This window comes from Clostridium sp. HBUAS56017 (assembly GCF_007115085.1).
GTDB classification, from domain to species: Bacteria; Bacillota; Clostridia; order Clostridiales; family Clostridiaceae; genus Clostridium; species Clostridium cibarium.
Genome location: NZ_SULK01000016.1, coordinates 9,212 through 34,444, shown reverse-complemented (window position 1 = coordinate 34,444; position 25,233 = coordinate 9,212). Strand labels below are relative to the sequence as shown.

General features: G+C 29.8%; 27 protein-coding genes, 1 riboswitch and 1 other annotated feature. Of the genes, 6 read left to right on the top strand and 21 right to left on the bottom strand.

Features of this window, described 5'->3' with window-relative positions:
- Positions 1-213 precede the first annotated feature (213 nt).
- From FAY47_RS13940 to thiT, 5 genes are all read left to right on the top strand, one after another.
- Positions 214-1,215: a DUF3048 domain-containing protein gene (locus FAY47_RS13940; protein ID WP_143317523.1), complete on the top strand. Its 1,002-nt coding sequence runs from the start codon at positions 214-216 to the stop codon at positions 1,213-1,215.
- 158 nt (positions 1,216-1,373) lie between these two features.
- Complete coding sequence (locus FAY47_RS13935; protein ID WP_143317522.1) at positions 1,374-2,216, top strand: DegV family protein; 843 nt, start codon at positions 1,374-1,376, stop codon at positions 2,214-2,216.
- A gap of 8 nt (positions 2,217-2,224) precedes the next feature.
- Positions 2,225-2,659, top strand: a complete 435-nt coding sequence (locus tag FAY47_RS13930) for a PadR family transcriptional regulator (protein ID WP_143317521.1) — start codon at positions 2,225-2,227, stop codon at positions 2,657-2,659.
- Positions 2,660-2,719: 60 nt separating this feature from the next.
- Entirely contained in the window at positions 2,720-2,923 is a 204-nt protein-coding gene (locus FAY47_RS13925) for a hypothetical protein (protein ID WP_143317520.1), read from the top strand.
- Positions 2,924-2,953: 30 nt separating this feature from the next.
- A riboswitch (TPP riboswitch) is annotated at positions 2,954-3,052 on the top strand.
- A 48-nt stretch (positions 3,053-3,100) separates the two neighbouring features.
- Positions 3,101-3,766: an energy-coupled thiamine transporter ThiT gene (thiT, locus tag FAY47_RS13920; protein ID WP_143317519.1), complete on the top strand. Its 666-nt coding sequence runs from the start codon at positions 3,101-3,103 to the stop codon at positions 3,764-3,766.
- A gap of 42 nt (positions 3,767-3,808) precedes the next feature.
- On the opposite strand, the gene FAY47_RS13915 is transcribed toward thiT, so the two are convergent.
- The 19 genes from FAY47_RS13915 to FAY47_RS13825 form a co-directional block, all read right to left on the bottom strand.
- Positions 3,809-3,997: a ferredoxin gene (locus tag FAY47_RS13915; protein ID WP_143317518.1), complete on the bottom strand. Its 189-nt coding sequence runs from the start codon at positions 3,995-3,997 to the stop codon at positions 3,809-3,811.
- A 62-nt stretch (positions 3,998-4,059) separates the two neighbouring features.
- The gene (locus tag FAY47_RS13910; protein ID WP_143317517.1) at positions 4,060-4,902 is read right to left on the bottom strand and encodes an Mrp/NBP35 family ATP-binding protein; all 843 of its coding nucleotides are present in this window, start codon (positions 4,900-4,902) and stop codon (positions 4,060-4,062) included.
- A 17-nt stretch (positions 4,903-4,919) separates the two neighbouring features.
- Positions 4,920-5,756, bottom strand: a complete 837-nt coding sequence (locus FAY47_RS13905) for a hypothetical protein (protein WP_143317516.1) — start codon at positions 5,754-5,756, stop codon at positions 4,920-4,922.
- Positions 5,757-5,865: 109 nt separating this feature from the next.
- Positions 5,866-6,423: a hypothetical protein gene (locus FAY47_RS13900; RefSeq protein WP_143317515.1), complete on the bottom strand. Its 558-nt coding sequence runs from the start codon at positions 6,421-6,423 to the stop codon at positions 5,866-5,868.
- A gap of 10 nt (positions 6,424-6,433) precedes the next feature.
- Positions 6,434-7,759: a hypothetical protein gene (locus FAY47_RS13895; protein ID WP_185966837.1), complete on the bottom strand. Its 1,326-nt coding sequence runs from the start codon at positions 7,757-7,759 to the stop codon at positions 6,434-6,436.
- 65 nt (positions 7,760-7,824) lie between these two features.
- Entirely contained in the window at positions 7,825-8,667 is an 843-nt protein-coding gene (rsmA, locus tag FAY47_RS13890) for a 16S rRNA (adenine(1518)-N(6)/adenine(1519)-N(6))-dimethyltransferase RsmA (RefSeq protein ID WP_143317513.1), read from the bottom strand.
- Positions 8,667-9,218, bottom strand: a complete 552-nt coding sequence (gene rnmV / locus FAY47_RS13885) for a ribonuclease M5 (RefSeq protein WP_143317512.1) — start codon at positions 9,216-9,218, stop codon at positions 8,667-8,669. Before rnmV ends, rsmA begins: the two co-directional genes overlap by 1 nt.
- A gap of 109 nt (positions 9,219-9,327) precedes the next feature.
- Positions 9,328-10,374, bottom strand: coding sequence for a G5 and 3D domain-containing protein (locus FAY47_RS13880; protein WP_143317511.1), 1,047 nt, complete (start codon positions 10,372-10,374; stop codon positions 9,328-9,330).
- Positions 10,375-10,622: 248 nt separating this feature from the next.
- A complete protein-coding gene (locus tag FAY47_RS13875; RefSeq protein ID WP_143317510.1) occupies positions 10,623-11,420 on the bottom strand; it encodes a TatD family hydrolase in 798 nt (265 codons plus the stop codon).
- 122 nt (positions 11,421-11,542) lie between these two features.
- The gene (locus FAY47_RS13870; RefSeq protein WP_143317509.1) at positions 11,543-11,980 is read right to left on the bottom strand and encodes a DUF2383 domain-containing protein; all 438 of its coding nucleotides are present in this window, start codon (positions 11,978-11,980) and stop codon (positions 11,543-11,545) included.
- Between the two features lie 290 nt (positions 11,981-12,270).
- Positions 12,271-13,899 carry a methionine--tRNA ligase gene (gene metG, locus FAY47_RS13865; protein WP_143317508.1) on the bottom strand — a complete coding sequence of 543 codons (1,629 nt, stop codon included), beginning with the start codon at positions 13,897-13,899 and terminating at the stop codon, positions 12,271-12,273.
- Positions 13,900-13,959: 60 nt separating this feature from the next.
- Positions 13,960-15,891, bottom strand: a complete 1,932-nt coding sequence (gene metG / locus FAY47_RS13860) for a methionine--tRNA ligase (protein WP_143317507.1) — start codon at positions 15,889-15,891, stop codon at positions 13,960-13,962.
- Positions 15,892-15,953: 62 nt separating this feature from the next.
- Positions 15,954-16,202 (bottom strand) — a binding site (T-box leader).
- A 38-nt stretch (positions 16,203-16,240) separates the two neighbouring features.
- Positions 16,241-17,857, bottom strand: coding sequence for an AarF/UbiB family protein (locus FAY47_RS13855; RefSeq protein ID WP_143317506.1), 1,617 nt, complete (start codon positions 17,855-17,857; stop codon positions 16,241-16,243).
- Between the two features lie 56 nt (positions 17,858-17,913).
- The gene (locus FAY47_RS13850; RefSeq protein WP_143317505.1) at positions 17,914-18,231 is read right to left on the bottom strand and encodes a phasin family protein; all 318 of its coding nucleotides are present in this window, start codon (positions 18,229-18,231) and stop codon (positions 17,914-17,916) included.
- A gap of 72 nt (positions 18,232-18,303) precedes the next feature.
- The gene (locus tag FAY47_RS13845; RefSeq protein WP_143317504.1) at positions 18,304-19,554 is read right to left on the bottom strand and encodes an aminopeptidase P family protein; all 1,251 of its coding nucleotides are present in this window, start codon (positions 19,552-19,554) and stop codon (positions 18,304-18,306) included.
- A gap of 128 nt (positions 19,555-19,682) precedes the next feature.
- Positions 19,683-21,305 (bottom strand): ABC transporter permease, encoded by a 1,623-nt coding sequence (locus FAY47_RS13840; protein WP_143317503.1) that lies wholly within the window; start codon positions 21,303-21,305, stop codon positions 19,683-19,685.
- Positions 21,292-22,023, bottom strand: a complete 732-nt coding sequence (locus FAY47_RS13835; RefSeq protein WP_143317502.1) for an ABC transporter ATP-binding protein — start codon at positions 22,021-22,023, stop codon at positions 21,292-21,294. Before FAY47_RS13835 ends, FAY47_RS13840 begins: the two co-directional genes overlap by 14 nt.
- A gap of 77 nt (positions 22,024-22,100) precedes the next feature.
- The gene (locus tag FAY47_RS13830) at positions 22,101-22,628 is read right to left on the bottom strand and encodes a nucleoside recognition domain-containing protein (RefSeq protein WP_143317501.1); all 528 of its coding nucleotides are present in this window, start codon (positions 22,626-22,628) and stop codon (positions 22,101-22,103) included.
- A 10-nt stretch (positions 22,629-22,638) separates the two neighbouring features.
- Entirely contained in the window at positions 22,639-23,214 is a 576-nt protein-coding gene (locus FAY47_RS13825; RefSeq protein WP_143317500.1) for a nucleoside recognition domain-containing protein, read from the bottom strand.
- Between the two features lie 109 nt (positions 23,215-23,323).
- Here FAY47_RS13825 and FAY47_RS13820 point away from each other — a divergent pair, with 109 nt between their 5' ends.
- Positions 23,324-23,509: a hypothetical protein gene (locus FAY47_RS13820; RefSeq protein WP_143317499.1), complete on the top strand. Its 186-nt coding sequence runs from the start codon at positions 23,324-23,326 to the stop codon at positions 23,507-23,509.
- Positions 23,510-24,030: 521 nt separating this feature from the next.
- On the opposite strand, the gene FAY47_RS13815 is transcribed toward FAY47_RS13820, so the two are convergent.
- On the bottom strand, positions 24,031-24,363 hold the full coding sequence (locus FAY47_RS13815; RefSeq protein ID WP_143317498.1) for an AzlD domain-containing protein: 333 nt from the start codon (positions 24,361-24,363) through the stop codon (positions 24,031-24,033).
- Positions 24,326-25,063, bottom strand: coding sequence for an AzlC family ABC transporter permease (locus FAY47_RS13810; RefSeq protein ID WP_143317497.1), 738 nt, complete (start codon positions 25,061-25,063; stop codon positions 24,326-24,328). Before FAY47_RS13810 ends, FAY47_RS13815 begins: the two co-directional genes overlap by 38 nt.
- Between the last annotated feature and the right edge of the window lie 170 nt (positions 25,064-25,233).

Sequence of the window (25,233 nt, the reverse complement as noted above, 5' to 3'; positions counted from 1 at the left end):
TTATACTTCATAAAATTACATATATCAAATTACTGAAAAAATCAATTAATCATCTATATCATTATTTATTACTATATTGTTCTTCTTTTCTCACTTTTTTAGAGTATTCTACTTTTATGACCAATATTTTAATTAGATTCTATGGAATTTATTTCCTGTTTGCATTAGAATTAAACTATACCGCCACTTCAAAAATACTTTAGGAGGCTAAATATGAAAAAAATTTTTTTAATTATTTTTTCATTATCAGTTTTACTTATAGGTTGTCAAAATAAAACCATATCTTCTACAGATAATATTAAAGAAAAACCAGAAGAAAAATATTACAGTTACTATACCGGTAAGGAATGTACCGCTGACGATAACAACAAACCTTCTTTCATGGGAATGATTGAAAATTCTTCACAAGCTCGTCCACAAAGCGGAATTTCATATGCAGATATTATCTATGAAACTTCTGCTGAAGGTGGAATTCCTAGATTTATAGCTTTATTCCATGATAATTTGCCAGAAGTAATCGGTCCTATAAGGAGTGTTCGCCCATACTTCATAGATATTGCCGAGGAACTTGAACTCCCCTTTGCTCATTGCGGCGGCTCAGAAGATGCATTAAATAGAATTTCAAATGATAAAAATTTAATGAGCATAAATGAAATTTCTGAAGGCTCCTATTTCTGGAGAGATAATAAAAGAAAAGCTCCTCACAATTTATATACTTCCTCGGAAAACATAACTAAATATATTATTAGTAAGAATTTAGAAATTAAAAACAAACCCTTTTTAAGTTTTAATAGTGAATATTATTCTAATTCAGAATTTACTGAAGCAAACAATTTAAGTATCACTATTAATAAAGGATACAACACATCATATAACTATAAGGATGGTCTGTATACAAAGTCTATGGATGGCAAAATTTCTATTGATGCATTAAATAATAATCAATTAAATTTTTCAAATATAGTAATACAAAAAACAAATATAAATCTAAGCAGTGATAACTTACATTTAAATATAGACCTCTTAGGCAAAGGAGAGGGATATGTTTTATCTGGAGGTAAGGTTATAGATGTAACTTGGGAAAAGTCAGCCAAAGGCTCAAGAACTATATTATATGACAAATCAGGAAACAAGGTTCCCCTTTCTCCTGGAAAAACAATTTGGCATATAGTTGATAAAAAAAATGATATATCCATAGGAACTCCTTCTAAATGATAATATTGCAGAAAACTAGCTAAATGTTGGGCTAACTATACTTTCCATTATGGAAGTCAGGTAGTCCAATATTTTTATTGCCTAACATTATCACTTCTGATATAGTTAACATTATCACTATTGATAATAATTTTGTTACATATATTGGAGGTATTACTATGCAGAAGATCGCAATAATAACCGATAGCGGATCTGATTTATCATCAGATTTACTAAAAGAACATAATATATTTTCCCTTCCTTTTAGAATTATATATTCTGATAATGAATATGAAGATGGAGTAAGTATAACACCATATGAACTATATGACTCATTAGAAAAAGAAATACCTACTACTTCTTTGCCTTGTATGAAGAAAATAGAGAGTATATTAACTAACCTTGAAGAAGAAGGCTATACACATGTTATTGCTATACATATATCAAGTGCTCTTTCTGGTACAAGTAATTCTGTTAGATTGGCTTTAGAAGACCACCCTAACCTAACAAGTTATGTTTATGACTCTAAAACATTAAGCATGGCACAAGGCTCTATTGTATTATCAGCTTCAAAGCTTGTTAAAGAAGGAAAAACCTTTGAAGAAATTATATCACTGCTTCCAACTTACCGAAAAAGTGTACATACCTATTTCACATTGAATACACTTGAATATCTAAAAAAAGGCGGAAGAATAGGAAGAGTTGCTGGAACAATTGGAGAACTTCTAAATTTAAAACCAATAGTTTTTGTTGGAGATGACGGTATTTATCAAACATATGCTAAAGCTAGAGGCCGTAAACAATCTATAAATAAATTAAAGGAAATTGTAGAAGGCTATTTAAACAAAAACAAATGCAACATTTGGATTATCGAAGGAAATGCTATCGAGGAAAGTAATGCCATTCTTAATGCTTTAAAAACAAATGAAAATATAAATGAAATTTCCACTGCCACTGTAGGCCCTGCATTAGGAGTCCACACTGGTCCTGGATTATTAGGCTTCATTATAGAAGAACTCTAAATCTAATCATGAATGAAAAGGATCTTAAAGCCGAGGAGAAACGATTATATGAAGAATATAAACAAAAACTTGCTGATTTAAAAAAAATAAAAAAAGAAAATGAAGCCGTAGGGCAGGTTTTTACAAAAGGATTGCTTCCAATTTATATTCTTTATATCTTAAGTTTAAATCCGTCAAATGGAAATGATATATCTCATAAAATAGGTGAAAAAACTAATGGACTATGGGTGCCTAGTACTGGTGGAATATACCCTATTTTAAAGAAACTAGAGAAACAAGGAGATATTATAGGCGAGTGGAACGATCCAAAGAAAAAGTTTCAAAAAATATATACATTAACTAAAGAAGGAAGAATCAATTTTGAAAGCAAAAAAAAATTATTAAAATCTAAAATTGAAGAATCCTTAGAGGTTTTCAAAATTATTTATAATGATCTTTATTAGATATACTTAGGTATATCTTTTTCTTTTATAGCCATCCTATTATATAGGAGGTACATATAAATGAAAGCAATAATTATTGATAAAAACAGTATTGATGCATATGTTTCCCTTGAAGATGGAAGAATAACATCAATTCCTTTAAATCAAATATCTAACTTCAATATAGGAGATACCATCAATATCCCTAATGAAAATATAGTATGTAGTCCAACTGCCCCAAATTCGTCTAGCATGGTTGTCAATAAATTAATTGACTTTTTCTAATGCAAGACATAAAATAAAAGCAGAAATGAAAATATCTGCTAGGGGTGCCTAAAGGCTGAGAAATGTATATCGTTAACCCTTGTACCTGATCTGGTTAATACCAGCGTAGGAAAGCAATTATAATTATTATATTATTAAGCTTTAGGCCTTCTAGCAGAATTACTAGGAGGTTTTTTTATGAATTTTTTAAGCGATTGGTCGGATAGACTAAGAAACTATTTTACTGGTTTTTCTGATAAATCACAAACACTTATTAATAATCCAAGTTTATTTATTGGATTAATCGGATTAGCAATAATTATTGTTGCCTTAATTAGATTTAAAAAAGTAAAACTTGATGCTAAAATGATTAGCCGTATAGGAATAGCTTTAGCTTTAGCTTGCGTGCTACAAGTATTTAGAATATATCACTTTCCTATGGGTGGAAGCGTCACCCTTGGAGGAATGGTTCCTATTTTATTAATTGCCTTTATTTACGGTCCTGAAATAGGGATGCTAACTGGATTTTTATATGGTCTTTTAAATTTATTCCTTGATCCATATTTTGTTCATCCAGTTCAAATTTTATTTGATTATCCATTACCATCTTTAGCAATAGGATTAGCAGGATATTTAAGAGATAAACCTATTCCAGCCACAATAATGGCGTTTGTCGTAAAATTTGTTTGTCACTTTATATCAGGAGTAGTATTCTTCTCATCAGATGCTCTATCTGCCGGAATGCACCCATGGATATACTCTGCAGTTGTAAATGGTCCAATGGTAGCTGCTGATGCAATAATCTGTGTTATAGTAATCGCTTTACTTCCATTAAATATATTTTTAAAAGAAGCAAAAGCTTGATATTAAAAAAGAACCTTTATTAAAGGTTCTTTTTTAATATCATTATTCACATTCTATAGCATCAACAGGGCAACTAGATTCTGCATCTTTAGCTGCATCTTCAACATTTGCTGGAACTGTATCAACAATTGCGTGTGCTTTTCCATCATCCCCCAATTGAAATACCTCTTCACATATTGATGGACATAATCCACATCCAACGCAAGCTTCTTGATCTACTTTTGCTTTCATATTTAATTCCCCTTCCTTTAGAATACTTTCATAAAGTATTATCTCCAAAGAAATGAAAATTATTAATATAGCCCTTCAAAGATTAATGAATATAAAGAATTACTTAATACATACTCTTCAGCTTTGCCTTCTTCTAAAGCTTCTGTAAATTCTAAATCAATAGGTAATTCCCCTATTAAAGGAATTCCTAGATAATCAGCATGTTCTTCTGCTGATTTCTTACTAAATACATGCACCTTCTTCTCGCAGCCAGTACACACTATGTAAGACATATTTTCTACTACCCCTCTTATTTTTATTCCAACTTTTTCTGCCATTATAACAACTTTTTTAACTATCATAGATACCATACTTTGAGGCGTAGATACTATCACCAATTCTTTTATAGGGAAATCTTGCATAACAGTTAAAGCAATATCTCCTGTCCCTGGTGGCATATCTATTAATAAGTAGTCTAATTCTCCCCATTCAGTATCTATATACATTTGATTTAGTACTCCAGTGATTACCGGCCCTCTCCATATAACTGGTTGATCCTCTACCTGTGTAATTAAATTCATAGACATAACTTTTATTCCACTTTTAGTCTCTACCGGTGAAAACTTCACAGCATTTTCATTTATAGGTGTTATCTGTGCTCTTTGATTGTTAATTCCAAAAAATCTAGGCATAGAAGGACCTGTAATATCTGCATCCAAAACCCCAACAGTGTAACCTCTTTTTCTTAACATCGTAGCCATTATCCCTGTTATTGTAGATTTTCCCACTCCACCTTTACCACTAATCACTCCAATTACATTTTTTATATTCCCATACTTAGGTAATACCTTAATTGAAGTTTCACATGATGTAATTCCCTTTGAAGCACATTGCTCCTTGCTAGCACAATTATCACAACTTCCCATTTTGTCCTCCTTAATCTCTACCAACTCTTTGGCTTTTCATTTGGTTCACTCACAGTTATTTTCCAATTCTTATATTCATAAGCTCCTTGAACATAATAAGTTTCATAACTCTTAGCTTTCTTATTATCTACAACTATACTTGTTTTAAATACTTTACTACTATATCCTCTATTTTTTACTGTAATAACAGTATCAAAATCAGATATATCATTATTAATAAGTTTAATTCCTGGTACTGCTTTATTTAAATTTTTCTCAAAATTCTTAAGATCTACGGAAAACATATATTTTAAACAATCTACATCTCCACTTATATTAACTCCAACTTTATTATCCGATGATGTCAACTCATCTTTTTTCTTGTTAATTACTTGTAATATACTATTATAATATATATCCTCAAAATCTCTAGGTTTTCTTGTTGTAGATAAATTCTGCATGATAGTATCATCTAAATCTTTCGAAATTAAATATGCAGTATTATCATCATAAAAATTTCCTACGCCTCTTTCATCAACACTTACAGCATATTTATATGATTTTACTTCGTCTCCCATGTAGACTTCAAAATTATAATCTGGATCTAAAGAAGTCTTCTCACTTTTTACTTTACCTTTACTTAATATATTGTATATATCATTAATAGCATTATTATCAGTTATAACAAATTTAAATCCTGAATCTCGCGCACTCTGAATAACTATTTTATCTACCTTACTTTGATGTATATATTCAAAGTCACTATTTTTAAAATTTAATTTTTCCAAACCTTTGTCTATTAAACTACATCCCGAAAGAGAAGTTGTTATAATAATAATTATTAATCCTATAATTAAGAATTTATTTTTCTTCAATTGTAATACTCTCCTTCATAATAACTTATATAATTAATTAGGAGAAGCTTATTAGCTTCCCCTAATATACATATAAATTATAATACTTTAATGAACTAATGGCAAACTCTTATTTGCATATATAATTATCTACAATAGAATTGAAAACCACAGACATATCATCCTTATAAGAATCTTCTTTAACAATAAAAGTAACTTTACCTATCTTGCCTTCATTTAAAGGAATATAATAATTTATATTAACAAATGTATATCCATTTTTTATCTTAGTCTTATAAATAACTTTTATGCAATTTCTTTTGCCTGACTTATATCTATCTATTTTCTCCTTATCATGAGAAAGTATCAAGTTATCTAAATCTTTTTGTGCCACTGAAACTACATCATCATTATTGTTAATTAATTCGATATATCCCATTATATCATTACCTTTAAATTCTGCCTTAAAGACATCATAGTCATCTGAATTTATATCTTTTAAACTCCACTTGCTGGGTATAGAATAAGCAAATTGCCCATTAACCATTGAATATTCCTTTAATTCCCCCATATTGCTATTCGTTAATGCTACTTTCTTAAAGTTATTATCAAAAAATCTCTGGGTAAATATTAAAAGAAGCATAAGCGCTCCTAATATTAAAGTCATAGTTAATTGTTTTTTATTCATAAACCTTACCTTACTTCATTGGCACTACTATTGTTGAGTTTCTAAAATCATAAAACATTAACCAACAACCTTCGTTTCCACTATCCAGTTCCATCCAAGTAACAAAACCTGTCTTTCCTGCATAAGGTTGTTCATCCTCATCTTTCTTTCCTGGAACGCCATAAACTATATACTTTAAATTACCTTTAGAATCACATTTATACCCAAGCATAAAATAACCATATTTCTTTATATAAGGGTAATAATTCAACATAGGATAATAAGCTACTGTATACTTATTATAATTATTTATATTGCACATATCATCTAAACTATTTACATTAACCTTGTACCACTTACAATATTTTATATCATTAGCTTTACTTCTATATTCTTCAAATCCATTAACAATTTCATTGAAGAATTTTCCCATGTCTCCACTTAACTCAAATTTATCTGAAATAGTTTCTCTATTCTTAGTCTTTTCAATACTTTTCTCATACTGATCAAACTTTGATTCTTTTTCCATTATGTTACTACATTTTTCTCCGACAGCCCCATAACCTTCATCATCATAATAATCATTTTCTTCTTTGCAACTATGTTTATACTTATTTTCTTCATCATGATGTTCCTCATGGTGATGTTCATGATGCTCTTCTTTACCACCTTCATATTCTTCTTTTTTATCATGATAATCTTCATGTTTCTCTTTATGATAGTCCTTATGTTCATCCTCACATTTATCTTCTTTGTAAGCATCATTATTTTCTTTATGATGTTTTTCTAAATCTTTTCCATGTTTATCATCATATTCAGCCTTATGGTATTCAACATGATGATCTTCTACTTTATTCAAACCCTTATCATCAAAGTTCTTCTCTATCTTCTTGAAATCTTTCTTAAAGGTTTTATCTTCTTTATCTGCGTATTTTATCACTTTACACTTTTTCCAGCCATCCTTTATGTTTTCTCCATTCATAAAGCCATACATTAAAAATGATAATTCACCATCTTTGTATTTACATATTGCAGCTCCTGATATCTTTTCATAAGAAAAATCCAAGCCTGCTATGTTATTTATATAGTATTCCTTACAAGCCTCTCCTTTACCTACGTCTGTTACTTCCAAGGAGCCTAAGTCTACTATCTGTTTCATATCTTTCTTGTAGCAAATAAGTACTATGGTGTATTTATCATCTTTATTTAAATTTTGAGCATAAAATGATATTTTGCACTTGTCGCTCTTTGCTTCTATTTTTGCATATCCCGATAGAGGCTTTTCCCCTGAAATACCATGGCTTTTTTCATCCTCCTGTAAAATTATAAAATTTCTATACAATTTATTATGTGCCAAGCCTATTCCTCCACATAAATTATTTCAATACATTATATGCGAAGTACTAATAATTATGCTATTTTCTATCTTAATTCACTAACACAATCTGATAACGTTGCAAACTCTTGTAAACTTAATGTTTCTCCTCTTCTTTTTGGGTCAATTCCTGCTTTCTCATAAGCTTCTAAAAGCTTCTCTTTTGGCATACCTATAAACTTTGTTCCATTCCAAAGAGTTTTTCTTCTCATATTAAAAGCATTTCTTATTATTTCAAACATCAAATTTTCATCTTTAACTTTCACCTTCGGCTCATCTAATCTATCTAATCTAATTACTATAGAATCAACCTTAGGCCTAGGAATAAAACAACTAGGTGTTACAGTTCTTATTATTCTAGTATTACAATAATATTGAACCAATAGTGATAAAGAGCCATATTCCTTACAATTTGGCTCAGCATCTATTCTCTCTGCAACTTCCTTTTGTATCATTATAGTAAGAGATTTAAATTTATATCCCTCTTTAAGTAGTCTTACAATAATAGGAGTTGTAACGTAATAAGGAAGATTTGCTACTAACTTAACACTATTTTCTTCTCCAATAATTTCATTAAAATCCACCTTTAACGCGTCATTATGTATTAATGAGAAATTCTCATACTGACCAAGTTCTGTTTCTAATATAGGAATAAGATCATTATCTAGTTCTATAGATACCACCTTCTTAGCTTTATCTATAAGCTGAGCTGTCAAAGATCCTACTCCCGGTCCTATTTCTATTACTAAATCATCTTCCTGAACATCTGCACCATCTACAATATCATTTAGCACTGAATCATCTATTAAAAAATTTTGTCCTAAACTCTTTGAAAATTTAAAATTATATTTCTTTACTAGCTCTTGTGTCTTATAATCTTTTATATCCATTAGCTATCTCCTAATTCCTCTTTTATTTTATTTATAGCCTTTACAAATTCCTCTTCTGTAATACCATAGTTATTTAATCTTGATAACATCTGATTAGCATTTCCGTATCCAATCCCTAGTTCCTTGCCTAGTATTATTCGTCTTTTTTTCGAATCTGCTTGCCCTGTTAGTTTACAATAAAACATATCGTCCATAGTAAAATTTTCACTTTTCTCTTCTAAAGTTACTTTTGCTCCTTCCAAAGCCTTTAGTATAACCTCAGGTGTTGCATTTTCAACTCCTATATCTCCATCTTTTAGCCCATCTTCTTGCGCTATATATGCATGCTTTACACCCTTTACTCTTTTTGCTATTATGCTTCTTATTTTCTCTCCAGCAAAATCAGGATCCGTTAAGACTATAACACCTTTCCTTTTTTGTGCTTCTTTTATTCTATCTATAATCTTAGCATTTATACCAAATCCACTAGTAGCTATAATTTCTGCATCAACTGCTTTTTTTACAGCTGTTATGTCATCCCTACCTTCTACTACTATCACTTCTTTAATCAAAATAATTCTTCCTTCCATTTTAATATATTCTTAATTTACCTATATAACTGTATAATGTCAAATAAATAAAAGAACTGTCTCATATTTCGAGACAGTTCTTAATCATTTTCTACCATTCGCCTGGGTATGCTTTTATGTTAACTTCAACATTATACTTTCTTCCCCAGCTTGTACATTCACCGTTTGAATCAAAGTAAACATCAATAATGTCCCCTTTAATTACACCACCTGTATCCGATGCAATCGCTAGCCCATATCCACTTACTTCTACTAAACTTCCAAGAGGTATTACTCTTGGATCTACAGCAATTGTACTTATACCATCAGGATTATAAGTTACCGTTCTTCCTGTAGCAGTTCTTCCACCACCAGAATAAGCTGTAGCTTCCATATACAAAGTTTTTTTCGATAGATAAGTTTCTCCACTTCTACTTGTTTTTTGAATTGCACCACCAACTGTAACATGCTCTGTTTGTGGGTCTTTTACTGGAGTTTCACTAACTCTTAATTTAGCAATAACTTCATCATTATGTTTAACAACTTTATAAGTAACTGCTTTCTTACCAGTTTCTCCAGCTTTAGTTACCTCTCTATAGGTATTAATTTTATTATAATCAATAGTTTGTTCCGTATCGAATGGTATATCCTCCATATCCTGTACTTCTTCTTCTTTAACATTAACTACTTGAATGTCCATATCTGGTGCAATTTCAGTATCTTTGCTTGGACTAACTATATCTGTATCTTTATAGTATATCCCATCTTCTGCAAGATTATCTGCTTCTGCAAGTAGCATGTCCTCTATTGTGTTTTCGGCTGTTAATATATTTCGCTCTTCACCTGCTATAACAACCTTAACTGGTACAGCTTTCTTAATCGATATTGTTTCATCATTCGTAATATTGGATTCTAAGGATGGTTGCACTTTATCTTTTTCTACTATTTCGTAGCCTCTTTCTTGCAACACATCTTTAACAGTCCCTTTATATGTGATAATTGTTTCGTCTTTTCCGTCTATACTTATATTAACTGTCTTCCTCATAGAGACTAAAATCGTGACTATACACGCTATACAAATTATTAGTCCCAACATTATCTTTGCCTTCGGACCGTTAGAAAAACTTCTCTTCAAGTATTCCCTGAATTTTTCTACCATTTATTCCCCTCCTTTGGCAAGAGCGTCTTTTGCATTATATATTAGAAATTACTAATTTGTCAAATTTCTATACTCTTGCATATGATGAATTGTAATAAAATGCACATTATGCATAAAAAAATAAATAATATTTATAATAGCTAATATTCTCAATTCATCTAGGTACTAATTGGTGAAGATCTCTAAAAATATAATAAGTCCCACATTCCTATTATTCCCACATATTAAATTTTTATTCGCTGTACAAACTATATTTTACTATATTTTTCCAATTTCATCAACCTATAAAAGTTTTCGTTAACTCTCAAATTTAATTGTTTAGGATCAATTTCCTTGATTAAGGCAATTCGTTCTATTATATACTCAATATAATCTGATTTGTTCCTTTTACCTCTATTAGGCTCTGGAGCCATATATGGACAATCTGTTTCTACTAATAATCGATCAACCGGCACTTCTTTAATTACTTCAACTAACTTCTTAGCATTCTTAAAAGTTACAACTCCAGTAACTCCAATATAATAGCCTAATTTTAAACATTCTCTAGCAAATTCTACACTCCCTGAAAAGCAATGAACTATGCCTTTCACTTCTGGGAACTCCTTCATTATGCTTAAAGTATCTTTATGTGCATCTCTATCATGAATAATAACAGGTAAATTTAATTCCTTAGCTATAATCATGTGTTTCCTAAACACTTCTTTCTGTACATCCCTTGGTGGATTTTCCTCCCAGTAGTAATCTAATCCTATCTCTCCTACTGCTATAACTTTAGGATTACTTTTTATTATATCCTTAATTTCTTCTAATCTATTTTTCGTTAATTCATTTGCATTTTCTGGATGTATACCTACAGCTCCATAAATAAAACTCCACTTGTTAATAATTTCACAAGTTTTTCTTATACTTTCGTAGCTTGAAGAACAATTTAATATACCTATTACTCCAGCTTCATTTAGATTTTCAATCAACTCATCTCTATCTATGTCAAATGCTTCATCATCATAATGAGCATGACTATCAAATATCTTATACTTATTTGCCATAAAATCACTCCATTTCTCAACTTTTTACATAATTATTATACTTCTTTATATTAATAAGGAACAAACTTATTTTTTTGTTTTTCAATATAAAAAAGAAAACTCCATTGGAGCTTTCTAATAAATCAAAGAAGTTTTTTTAATTTTATTAAATGCCCATCATAATCATCAACAACTGCCTTAACTTCTTTTAACAAACTTTCTTCTAAATCTTTATGTCCATCTATGAATTTATTTCCATTTTTAATTCCCATATTCATTGCATTAATAGCATGTTCTACAACTTCCTCATCAGTTTCTACTGGCATTAGTTTAACTTTTTCAAAAAACTCACCCATCATTCCCATCAATCCAACACTATCAGAAGCATTACCACCTAACTGATTTACTCTCTTTGTTATAGCTTCTTCATGACGTTTAAATGACTCTATTATTTCAACTAATTCTTGCTTTAACTTGAGTGTTTTAGCTTTTTCCAAATAATCTTTAAATGTGGTTCCACCCATATGAATTCCCTTTAAAAACTTATTCATTTCATGTATAACATTCTCATTGTTACTCATTTTTTTCACCTCTTAATAGGTATTCTCTTACATAAGTAAATTTGTTATACACTCTTTTTTAATTTTTTTGACACAGAATTGTCATATACGTATATTATAGTAATACATGTAAAGTAGTTAAAGCATTATTATTTACCCCTAAACCATTCTCGTGTGAATGGTTGGCCAGAGTATCTCATCCCCTATTGCAGATACTCTGGTTTTTTCCATTATAGTATTATTATTAAAAACACAAGTTTCCGAACTTAATAAGATTATCACATTATATTTTCATAAATAATCTAAAACTTTTATATAACCTTATTTTTTAATCTTAATACTTCTTTCGTAATATTCTTTTTATCTATTTTTTCAAACAGGACATCAACTTTATTTATATTGCCAGTCTTCTTTTCCACATAACTCCATGCGGCCTCATCTATATTTAAGTATTCTCTTATTTTCTTAGATGAATAAGGCATAAATGGTTCAAACAAATTTGATAAGTTTGCAATAATTTGAATACAAATATAAATTGTTTCAGCACACTTCTTTTTATCATCGGCCAACCTTTCCCAAGGCTTTTCTTCATCAAAAAACTTATTAGCCTTTTTTACTACATTTATAATTTGCTGAAGTCCATCTTTAAATCTGCCTTCTTCAATTCTATCTCCAACATCAAAATAAACATTAAACAATTCATCTTTTAATTTTTGCGGCATTTTTCCCTCTGGGACTTTCCCGTTAAAATTGTTCTGTAAAAAAGTTAATGTTCTATTAACAAAATTCCCATACAAACCTACTAAGTCGTTATTATTAGTACTAATAAAATCTTTCCAAACAAAGTCTGAATCTCGTTTTTCAGGTCCATTTAGAATTAAATAGTATCTTATTAAATCTGTATTATAATTATCAGTTAAATAATCTATCCATATGGCCCAGTTCTTAGTGGTAGAAAACTTTTTACCTTCTAACTTCAAATACTCGCTAGATATTTCTCTTATACATGGATTTTTTATTCCCAATCCAGCTAACAAACTAGGAAAAATTATTGTATGAAATGGTATGTTATCTTTACCATGGACAAAGTATATTCTACTATCCTCTCCATTCCAATAATCCATATAATTTTCATTTCTTTTCTCTATGCACATCATGCTAGCTGTTAAATACCCCATTACAGCTTCAATCCACACATATATCTTTTTATCTTCATACCCAACTAGTGGAACATCAATCCCCCAATTAAAATCTCTAGTTACAGCTCTATCTCTCAAGCCTTCGTCTAAATACCTTTTAGTTATAACCTCCGCATTTTCCCTCCAACCTTTTTGCTTTATGTATATCCTTCTAACATCATTTTCAAACTTTGATAAGGCAAAAAATAGATGTTTAGTTTTTTTAACCACTGGCTCAGATCCACAAATCTTGCATCTTTTATCTTTTAAATCTTCCGTTTCAAATATCTCTGAACATTCAGTACATTGATCTCCTGAAGCAATTTCTCCACAATGTGGACATTTCCCTTCTATATATTTATCTAGTAAATACTCATTACATTTTTCACAAAAAGTTTGTTCTACCTCTTTTTCGTAAATATAACCTTTTTCATATAAATCCAATATAAATTCTTGTACTTTTCTACTATGATATTCGGTATGAGTTTTAGTAAATAAATCAAAAGAAAAACCTAACTTGTTAAAACACCTGCAAAACTCCTCATGATACTTTTCTGCTACCTCTAGAGGTGATATTCCTTCTTCCTTGGCCTTCATATCTACAGGTGTTCCATGGGAATCACTTCCTGAAATAAATACCACATCATCACCCATTAATCTATGGTATCTCGCTAAAACATCCCCCGGCATTAATACTGCTATTCTTCCTAAATGAAGTGGCCCATTAGCATATGGCCATGCATTACCTATAATTACATTCATACTCTACCTCTTATATTAAGATTAAGAGTCCAGTTTCCTGAACTCTTAATAATATTTAAATTATCTTACAACACTACCTGTTGGTAATTCACCTGGATCAACTACCTTTAATATACTATCATCATCTGTTGATGCAGCTAGTATCATTCCTTGTGATAATTCACCTCTTAATTTTACTGGCTTTAAGTTAGCTACTAAAACGACATTTTTCCCTACCAATTCTTCCGGTTTATAATCCTTTGCTATACCTGATACAACCTGTCTTTCTTCGTTGCCTAAATCAACCTTTAATTTAAGTAATTTTTTAGCACCTTTTACAGGTTCACAAGCTATAACCTTAACTACCCTAAGATCTATTTTCGAGAAATCATCTATAGTTATTTCCTCTTTTATAGGTATTATTTCTCTTTTACTTGATTTCGATTCAGCTTCTTTTAATGCTTCTAATTCAGCTAATTTTGCATCTACATCTATTCTTGGGAATAAGTTATCACCCTTAACCACCTTAGTTCCTACAACTGTTCCGTTAAATTCTTTTAAAGAATCCCACTCAACATTAGTTGTAGCTATTTGTTCATTTATCTTCTTCGCTGTATCTGGTAAAAATGAAGATATTAGTATTGAAACAAATCTTAGAGCTTCTGACAAATTATATAAAACAGTTCCAAGCCTATCCTTTTTAGCTTCATCTTTAGCCAATATCCAAGGAGTTGTTTCATCTATATATTTATTTGCTCTTCCAATTAAGTCAAATATAGCTTCTAAAGCTTCTGGAATCTTTAGTTCATTTATGCTTTCTTCAACCTTTTTTGGTGTTTCTAAAGCAAGATTTATTAATTCATCATCTATGCCTTCCTTCACTGACTGAGCAGGAATTACTCCTCCAAAATACTTTTCAACCATAGCTACAGTTCTTGATAAAAGATTACCAAGATCATTACACAAATCTGAATTAATCTTCTTTATAAATATTTCGTTGTTAAACAATCCATCTGATCCAAAAGGAATTTCTCTTAATAAATAATACCTAACAGGATCTACTCCAAAGCTATTTACAAGAGTCACTGGATCTACTACATTTCCCTTTGACTTTGACATTTTGCCTCCATCAACAAGTAACCATCCATGCCCAAATACTTGCTTTGGTAAAGGTAATCCTAAAGCCATCAACATAATTGGCCAATATATTGTGTGGAATCTTAAAATATCTTTTCCAATTAAATGAACATCCGCTGGCCAGAACTTTTTATATAATTCTGTATCATCATTTCCATAACCTAAAGCAGTTATGTAGTTTGATAATGCATCTATCCAAACATAAATTACATGACTTTCATCAAATGTTACTGGAATTCCCCAATTAAAACTTGTTCTTGAAACACAAAGATCTTGTAATCCTGGTCTTAAGAAGTTATTTAACATTTCATTTTTTCTTGATTCTGGCTGGATAAAATCAGGATGTTCTTCTATATATTGAATTAATTTATCAGCATACTTACTCATTTTAAAGAAATAAGCTTCTTCTTTTGATCTCTCAACAGGCCTACCACAATCTGGGCAATTACTATTTACTAGTTGAGTTTCTGTCCAAAATGATTCACAAGGTGTACAATACCATCCTTCATATGAACTCTTATATATATCTCCTTGATCATAAAGTTTCTTAAATATATCTTGAACAGCTTTCATATGATAATCATCAGTAGTTCTTATGAATTTATCATAGCTTATATTCATCATGCTCCATAAATCTTTAATCCCAGCTACTATTTCATCTACATGTTCCTTTGGAGTTATGCCCTTTTCTTCTGCTACCCTTTGGATCTTTTGACCATGTTCATCTGTTCCTGTTAAAAACATTACATCGTAACCTGTTAATCTCTTGAATCTTGAAATTGCATCAGCTGCAACTGTTGTATAGGTATTCCCTATATGTAATTTAGTTGATGGATAATAAATTGGCGTAGTTATATAATATGGTTTCTTACTCATATCTTTTCCTCCTCTATTAAAATATCTTTATAAAAAAAGTCTCTATATAGGTATTTTACCTATATAGAGACGTATTAAACTTAAATTACGTGTTACCACTCTATTTCTCTCTTACCTCACGATAAGAAACTCTTTAGCTGACTATCATCACCTTGCAATATAACGGTTGCTCCCGTAACTATCTAACTAAGATCCAGCTCAATAGTTCTGCTCCAAGACCATCTTCATAAAGTTTTCTGTTACTGATTTTCACCAAATATCAGCTCTCTTCAAACACATTCCTTTATTACTCTTCTTTTCATAGCATTTCCATACTTATGATAAATCAAAAAAATTTCTATGTCAAATATTATTTATTCCTTCTCTTAAAATCCCCAGCTCTAATCATAGAAACTAATAATAAGATAGCAAATATCCCTGATACCAAATATCCAACAACCCCAAGTAAAGATAAATCTCTATATGTAGGACCTACCTTATTACATATTATAAGTGATGAAGATATTATAAGAGATGAAACCAAAAGTCCTCCGGTCAATCTGTTAACCATGTTTTGCATATTAGATATAGTCTTATTTAAATCAGTTATATGCAAATTTATTTTACTTCTACCATTTTCTATACTATTTAGTACTTCTAAAGTCTCTGTTGGGATTCTTATAAGGTCTCTCATAAATGAATAGGTTGCTAATATTAATTCTTCACCTTTTAACTCCTTTAAAAGTGCCGTTTTACTTTTCGATTTAACGAAGGATATTGCTATAGAAAAAATATCAAACTCTGGATCTACTTCAGCAATTACTCCTTCCAATATTATAATTCCTCTAACTAAGCTAACTAATTTCCTGGGTAATTGTATATTATTCTTTTTTGCAATTGTAAAAACCTCTCGAAATAATATCTCTATTTTTATATTCTTTAAACTAGTTGTTACATAACTATCAAATAGATAACTTATATCCTCATATAATAATCCCTTATCGATTTTTCCTCTTTTGATACCTACAGCTAAAATAAATTCACTTAATTTTTTCTTATCTGCAGTTGCCAAAGCAAACATAGCATAATTCAACCAATTTCTTAATGTTTCATTTAATTCTCCCATAATTCCAAAGTCAATAAAACATAATTTTCCTTCAGAAATCAATATATTTCCTGGATGAGGATCTCCATGAAAGAAACCATCTTCAAATACTTGTTTACAATAGCATAATGCCAATTTTCTTGCTATATCCCTATTAGAATAACCTTCTTCCTTAATCTTTTTTGTATTATTTATTTTAAAGCCATCTATCTTTTCAAGGGTTAAAACTTTCATACTCCAAAGTTCATCTATCACTTCAGGAACATGCAAGACTACTACATTCTCATTATTTTCTTTAAATCTTTTTATATTCTCCCCTTCAAGTATAAAATTCAATTCTTTTTTTAAGCTTTCTTCAAGCTCCTCAAGTACTTCTAAAATATCAATTCCCGGTATTTCTAACTTAAATCTAGTAAACCTAACCATCCTCTTTAAAATGGATATATCTATCCTCATTTTTTCATAAATATTAGGCCTTTGGACCTTAACAACAACATTTCTTCCATCTTTTAATATTCCTTCGTGGACTTGTGAAACTGATGCCGCTGCAATTGGCTCCTTACTAAAGTATGAAAAATAATTTTCTATACTCTTATTTAAAGATATTTCAATAACTTCTTTAATTAAATCATAACTTTCTTCTTTCGCCGAATCTTGTAACTTAATAAGCTCATTTATATATTCATTAGGTAATATATCTGTTCTAGTACTTAGTATTTGTCCAATTTTAATAAAAGTAGGTCCAAGTGTTTCAAATACTTTTCTTAAATTCTCTGCTGATTTCTTACTATGGGTTACTTTATTATCTATTATTACTCCAAATCCATAAAATGCAAAAACCTTAATAATTTCATTAAATCGTTCTGTAGATTTATTTCTCATAACTTCAACTCCTAAAGAAATTCCCTTACTTAAATGTTTAAGCAAGGGATTCCACGTTAGTTATTTTTTTGTTCTAAAACCTCTATTCTTCTTTGTAATTCTAAAATTTCAGATTTAGTTGCATAATTCATTTCCTCTAAAATGCATCTTAAATCTTCTCTTGTTAATGGTTTTATCTTTTCTGCTACTTTTTCTTTAACTTCTTCTGCTGAACTTTTAACTTCTCTCTTTAGTTCTTCTGACAACTCTTTTCCTTCATCTACTGTAAGTTTACCTTTTTCAACTAATGTTGACACAACTTCACTTGCTTTTTCATAAGTCATAGCCGCTGCTCCAACACCTGCTAAAAATATCTTTTTTGCATCATTGACCATAAAATCACCCCGTATCAAAATGTTTGAATTTAAGTATTTCTTTTATTTTTTCCTTATATAAGATGATATATACTAATTTTTAGACATATAATTTTCTATATCTTCAATACTCTTTATCATATTCTTAGTTAATACCTCTACACCTGTATCAGTTACTAAAACATCATCTTCTATCCTAATACCTATCCCTTCCTCTTCTATATATATTCCTGGTTCTACTGTCCATACCATTCCTTCTTTAAATACAGTATCTCTATCTGGCGAATCAACATCATGGGTATCTAAACCTAAACTATGTCCAATACTATGCCAATAATACTTTGAAACTTCTTCTTCTGCTTTTATTAGTCCAAGTTTTTTACATTCCTCAGCTATCATTGTTCTTGCTTTTTTATTTAACTCTAAAAATTTAACTTCTGGCTTTATTTCTTTAATTACAGCTTCGTTAACTCTAAGCACTGCTTCATAAACTTCCTTCTGTCTATCTGTAAACTTGCCATTCACAGGAAAAGTTCTAGAAATATCACCATTATAATATTTATATTGAGCCCCTAGATCAAATAGAATTAAATCCCCATCTTTAATCTCACAATTATTATCTGCATAATGTAATATAGTTGCATTCTTTCCTGCCGCAGCTATTGTTTTAAATGCATAATCCCTTATTCCATTGCTTTTACAAGTAAAGTCAAAAAATGCTTCTAATTCATATTCCCTCATTCCAACCTTAGCATTTTTCATAAGAGATTTAACTCCTTCAATTGTAATATCTATTGCCTTTTTAATTTCTTCTACTTCTTCATCAGACTTTATAAGTCTTAAAGGAACTATCTTTGGATAAACATTCTTTATTCTTAAATAAGGATATTTTTCTATAATACCATTAGCGAATCTCCCCACAATAGTATCTAACTCACTGAAAGAATCCCTCTCCATGTCTAAGTAAATATTCATTTCTTCCTGTCCATTAAAAGTTTTATTTAAAAATCCTTCTAATTCATTCAAATACAATCCATTTTCTATACCTGAAATCTCTATTCCTTCTTCTTTCCTTAAGGTCTTTCCACTCCATCTCTCTTCATCTTCATCTATTTCTTTGAGAAATAAATACTCTTTAACTTCTTTCTTAAATTTTGTTAATATCATAATATGATCTTCTTCTTCTATTCCTGTAAAGTAGTAAAAGTTCCTATTAGGAGTAAACTCATACATCTCATCAGCACTTTTCTTAGGTGCACTTCCAGCAAATAATATAACCATAGAATTATCTTCTAAATTTTTCATTAATTTATCTCTATTTTTCCTTAAAACACCTTTTTCCATGTAAACTACCACCCTTTTTCTTTATATAAGTTTATTATACTCTTTATATTTCATATAATTAATATAGATACAAAAAAATCCACCTCAAAGTAACTTAATAAATACTTTAAGATAGATTTATTTATAATTTAAATAATTGAATCTTTACACGCCTTATTTAACATATTTAAAACAACAACACCTACAACAACTATTACAATTACCATAGCTAAAAATGTTATTAAATAACTTTTCAAAACAAATGTTAATAATAAGAATATTCCTCCTAGAACTAATGCTGTTAACATTAACACCAATGGCATATAATTCTTTTTAAACATATCTCTTTCATTTTCCCACTCTAACTTTGGAGATTTGTAATCTAAATATAGCTCAACTAGTGATATTACAGCTACTGAACCTAATGAAATTACACTTCCTAAAGCAATAATTATTACTGGTAGCTTTAAAAATATCATAAGTGCTATCACTATTATCGCACTGATTTCATTTATCAAAATTGAAGATATAATTTTAGACATAATAAAATCTTTACCAGATACAGGAATGTACTGTGATACTATTAAATCTTTTCCCTCTCTCGATATCGCTGTTGATGCAGCTCCACCTGATAATATAGACATTATTGAAAAAACTAATATAGCTACAATTACATATCCATAAAGATTTTCTTTTCCTACAAGTTTTTCCCCTAAATAATCAGAACCTTTAGCAAAGAAAGCTAATCCAAATATAGCAGGCATATAAAACATCATAGCTATACAATTAATAAAGAATTGTGGTGTCCTAAATAAAAGTTTTATATCCTTTAATACCAACGCCTTTATAGGTGAATTTGCCCTTATAAGTTTATCTGCATTTTTAGTCTCTAGAACATTTTCCCTCTTACTATATGTCTCTGAAGCACCTATAATCCCCTTATAGTATAAGCTTCCCCCTATGATGTAATACACACCAAATAAAGCAGCTGCAATAACTATTGCTGCTAGAATAAATAATAATCCTCTTAACTCTTTATTATATAACAATCCATAAGATGCTAACTTATTTGTAATTAACACATTGCTAATGCCGTTCATTAAACTATTATTTCCTTGCTCTGCTGCTAACTTAACTAAAACCTCATCATTACTTCCAGATGATTGACTAAAAAAATTAAATGCAACGAATAAAACTAACATAAGGGTTCCAGCAAACATCCTAAAGGCATCTTTATGTTTAGATAATGATGTAAATCTCATTAGTAACATACATATAAGAGCTCCAATTATCATAGGAAGTATAGGAATAACTAGAATAGATAATAAAACATATATATAATATACCACTCCAGCATTACTTGCTATTCCATACGCTATTAATGGAAATAGTAATATGAGCGAATAAAAATACATATCAAGTAAAGCGGCTAAAAACTTACCAAAAACTATATGTGAACTTTTAAAAGGTAATGGTAAAATATGCTCTACATCATTAGAAAAATAAAAAACATTTAATATTGTATTTATACCAAAAACAAAAGTAACCAATGTTCCTAATATCAATATAGTAGTTAATAAAAAACCTTCTTGTCCCATAGCTTCTAATGGTTTGTAAGAAACTGACACCATAAGTGCAAGTGGTGAAGATATGCAGCCTACCACAAATAGCATTAGCAATACACTCAACCATGGTTTCATATTTTTATTACCAAAGTTACTTTCAAGGGCATTTTTCATAAAGTACTTTGTTATTAATTTAAGCCTTCTCATTACTTGTAAGCTCCAAGAACATATCTTCTAATGATTCATTTTCTTTAAATTCATTTCTAAGATTTTGTAAGGTTCCGTTAAATATCAATTGCCCCTTATTAATAATAGCAACCTTATCACATAGTTTTTCCGCTACTTCTAATACATGAGTTGAAAAAAGCACAACATTTCCAGCATCAGCATGCTCTCTCATCATCTCTTTTAATGTAAATGCAGACTTTGGATCTAATCCTGTTAGTGGCTCATCAAGTATCCAAACTTTCGGATCATGAATTAATACTCCCATAACTATTATCTTTTGCCTCATACCATGTGAGTAAGATTGAATCTTATCCCCAAGTGCAGTAGTCATTTCAAATCTCTCTGTTAATTCTTTTATCTTATCTTTTCTAATGTTAGTATCTACACCATAAACATCTGCCATAAAGTTTAGATACTCTAAACCTGTTAACCTTAAAAACATATCTGGATTATCTGGTACATACCCAAATTGTTCTTTAGCTTTTACTGGATCCTTTAAAATACTTATACCATTAATTTCTATGTTCCCTACAGTAGGCTCAATAATTCCTGTTATCATTTTAATAGTTGTTGTTTTTCCAGCTCCATTTGGCCCCAATAATCCAAATATTTCTCCATCATTTATTTCCAGATTCAGATTATTTACAGCCTTATATTCCCCATTATAACTTTTTGTTATAGCATCAACTTTTATCACTGAACTTCACCTCCAAGTATCATCATAGAAATATATTATCACTAAATTTTCCAAATTAATATACCCTATTCTTAAATTTAACTTAATAAGAACAATCTTACAACTGTTACAGCCGTTATTATAGCAACTAAATCTGCCATAATAGCTGCCCAAACAGTATGTCTAACTTTCTTAACCTTAACTGCTCCAAAATATACTGTTACTGTATAAAAAATAGTTTCTGTAGTTCCCATAATTACTGATGCTATTAACCCTATAGCACTATCTGGTCCATATGCTTGGACAATATTGGTAAAAATCCCTACTGCACCACTTCCTGATAAAGGCTTTATTAATATCAATGGTATTATTTCCTTCGGAAGTCCTATTAATCCTGCTATTGGAGCTATAAAATTATTTAGAATATCTAAAAGTGTAGCCTGTTTAAATATTTCGACAGCTACAATCATAGCCAAAAGATAAGGAAATATATTAAGACATACCTTTAAACCATCCTTTGCACCTTCTATAAACCATTCATAAACTTTGCCACCTTTAATCATGCCATATCCAATTATTAATATAACGATAAATCCTATTATACTTTTAGTTATATATCCATCCATAAATTACCCCCTAAAAGTACCTTTGAAGTATTTTACAACAAATAATTCCTACCACAGCTGCTGTTGCCGTTGATATTATAGCAGGTATTATAATTATTCCAGGACTCTGAGAATTACAAGCTGCTCTAATTGACATAACAGTTGAAGGAACTAATTGAATACACGCTGCATTCATAACTAAAAAAAGAGCCATATCATCACTAGCCCTCCCTTTCTTCGGATTAAGTCTGTCCATTTCCTCCATAGCTTTTATTCCAAATGGTGTTGCTGCATTTGATAACCCCATCATATTGGCTGTTAAATTCATAACTATCGCACCAAGAGCCTTTTCATCTTTCGCTGCATCTTTAAATAGAATTTTTAAGATGGGCCTCATAAGCTTGGCCAATTTTTCAGTCAATCCACTTTTTTCTGCAACCTTCATAACTCCACACCAAAAGCACATAACTCCTACAAGTCCAATAATCAATTTTACAGTATTATCAGCTGAATTAACTATACTGCTTGATATGTCTCCTCCCTTTCCAGTAATCAATGACACTAGAAGTCCTAAAAATATAAGTCCAAACCAAATATAATTTATCATTTTTCCTCCACATACCTTATTACTTAATAAAATATATGCCTTGCACTACTCTTTTAGTAGTGATAGGATTATTATATATTTTATTTTTTACCTAAAAAGGAGAAGCTATATGGAAGACACTAACTTAAAAATGGCTCAACAAGATATTAACGATGCCTTAGAAACTGTAAAAGATCTAGAAAAAGTTGCAAACGAAGAAAACTTGTCAAAAGAACTATTAAGAGAAAAGTTTGTAACATTAAATGAAAAAGTAAAAAATTTAGAAAACATATTAAAAAATGAAGGCATAATTTAATTATAAAAGAACGGCTCCGAAACGAGCTCCCTTCGTGAAAAGACTTTACAAACTAGAATTAAAAGCATAGGCCCCAATAAAAACCTATGCTTTTACTTTACGATTTATAACCTTCCCAATACAATCCATTATGTTTTATCATTCTCATTATTCCTCCCCATTTTTCACATGAAGAACAGGGAAATTGCTAAATAATTTCATCTTTATTAATCTCTTAATAAATCCATATGCCTGGATAGTTTCTATAACTACTTTATTTTCTTCATGCCTAATATTTTTATTGTTTATCTAAAATTAGAAATACATTTAGAACCATATATGTTTTCATATAAAAATTACATATCTTTAATATTCCACATATTCTTTAATTAATTATCATGATAATTGACTACTAACTTTTCCTTACATCAAATCGGCTAAGCTTAATTCTGAAACCATAATGAGTGGAAATAATGTATTTATTATGTCGATTCCTTACTAAAAAATCAGGAGGTATATCATAATGATACGCCTCCTGATTTCTAAAATATACATTGAACTAATATCATATAAATGATAGTTCCTCCGGCAATACTTAATAGCGTACTATTCTTCCACTTATGTAAAGCTACTATTGTAATAATTGATAGTAGTTCTGGCAAAGAATAAGGACTACTTGTTAATGATACTGATTTTAAACAATATATAACTAATAAACTAATAACTGAATAAGGCAATATATCACCTAAATATTCAATATACTTAGGCATTTTTTTATTATCTCTAAAGATTATAAATGGTAAAAATCTCGTAATGATAGTTCCAAAGGCAATAACATTAATAGTTATAAGAATCTGAATTGGTGTTAATGTCATTTATTAAATTACTCCTTTCTAGTTTAGTTTTAAACAGAGTTAATATTATTAAAATGCATATCATAGCTGGAATAATAAAATTATTTTCCCCAAATATAACTAAAGAAATAATAGAGCATACTAGTCCTATTATGGCAGCTTTATGACTTTCAGAATTCTTCCACTGTTCTAAAAACATAACTATAAATAAAGCTGTTAAAACAAAATCAATTCCTTCAGTATTGAAGTTAACTATTTTACCTAATAATCCTCCTATTGTTGATGCAATTACCCAATATAAATAATCTAAGAAAGCTATGAAGAAAAAGAAGTAATTTTCTTTTACTCCCTTTGGTGCTTTTTTATTAAAAATTATAGAAAATGTTTCATCACACATATAAAAAATCAAAAAAGGTTTGACTTTACCTATTCCTTTGAATCTTTTTAACATGGATATTCCATAAAATAAATGCCTTGCATTTATCATTAGTGTTAAAAATAATGCGTATAAAGGATTAAATGCTGCTGTTAATAAAGTAGTAATAGCAATATATTGCATACTTCCCGCAAAAACAATAGCACTCATTAATGTAGACCAATAAAATGCATATCCTTTTGTACTCATTAATATTCCATACGCCATTCCTAAGAATGTAAATCCAGTTAAAACTGGTATCGTTTCTTTAAAAGCTGCCGTAAGGGCTTTTAATTTCTCATCCATAATATTTTCTCCTTTATAAAATCTTAGTTTTGTTATAAAAAATATTATCTATGATATAATTAAAGATAATTTGTTATAAGCAAAAGCAACTTATATTTTTTCTATATCGCCCCAAACACCTTCCTTGTTAACTTCTGCATATTGGTAAATGGAATTTTTATCTCCTCACC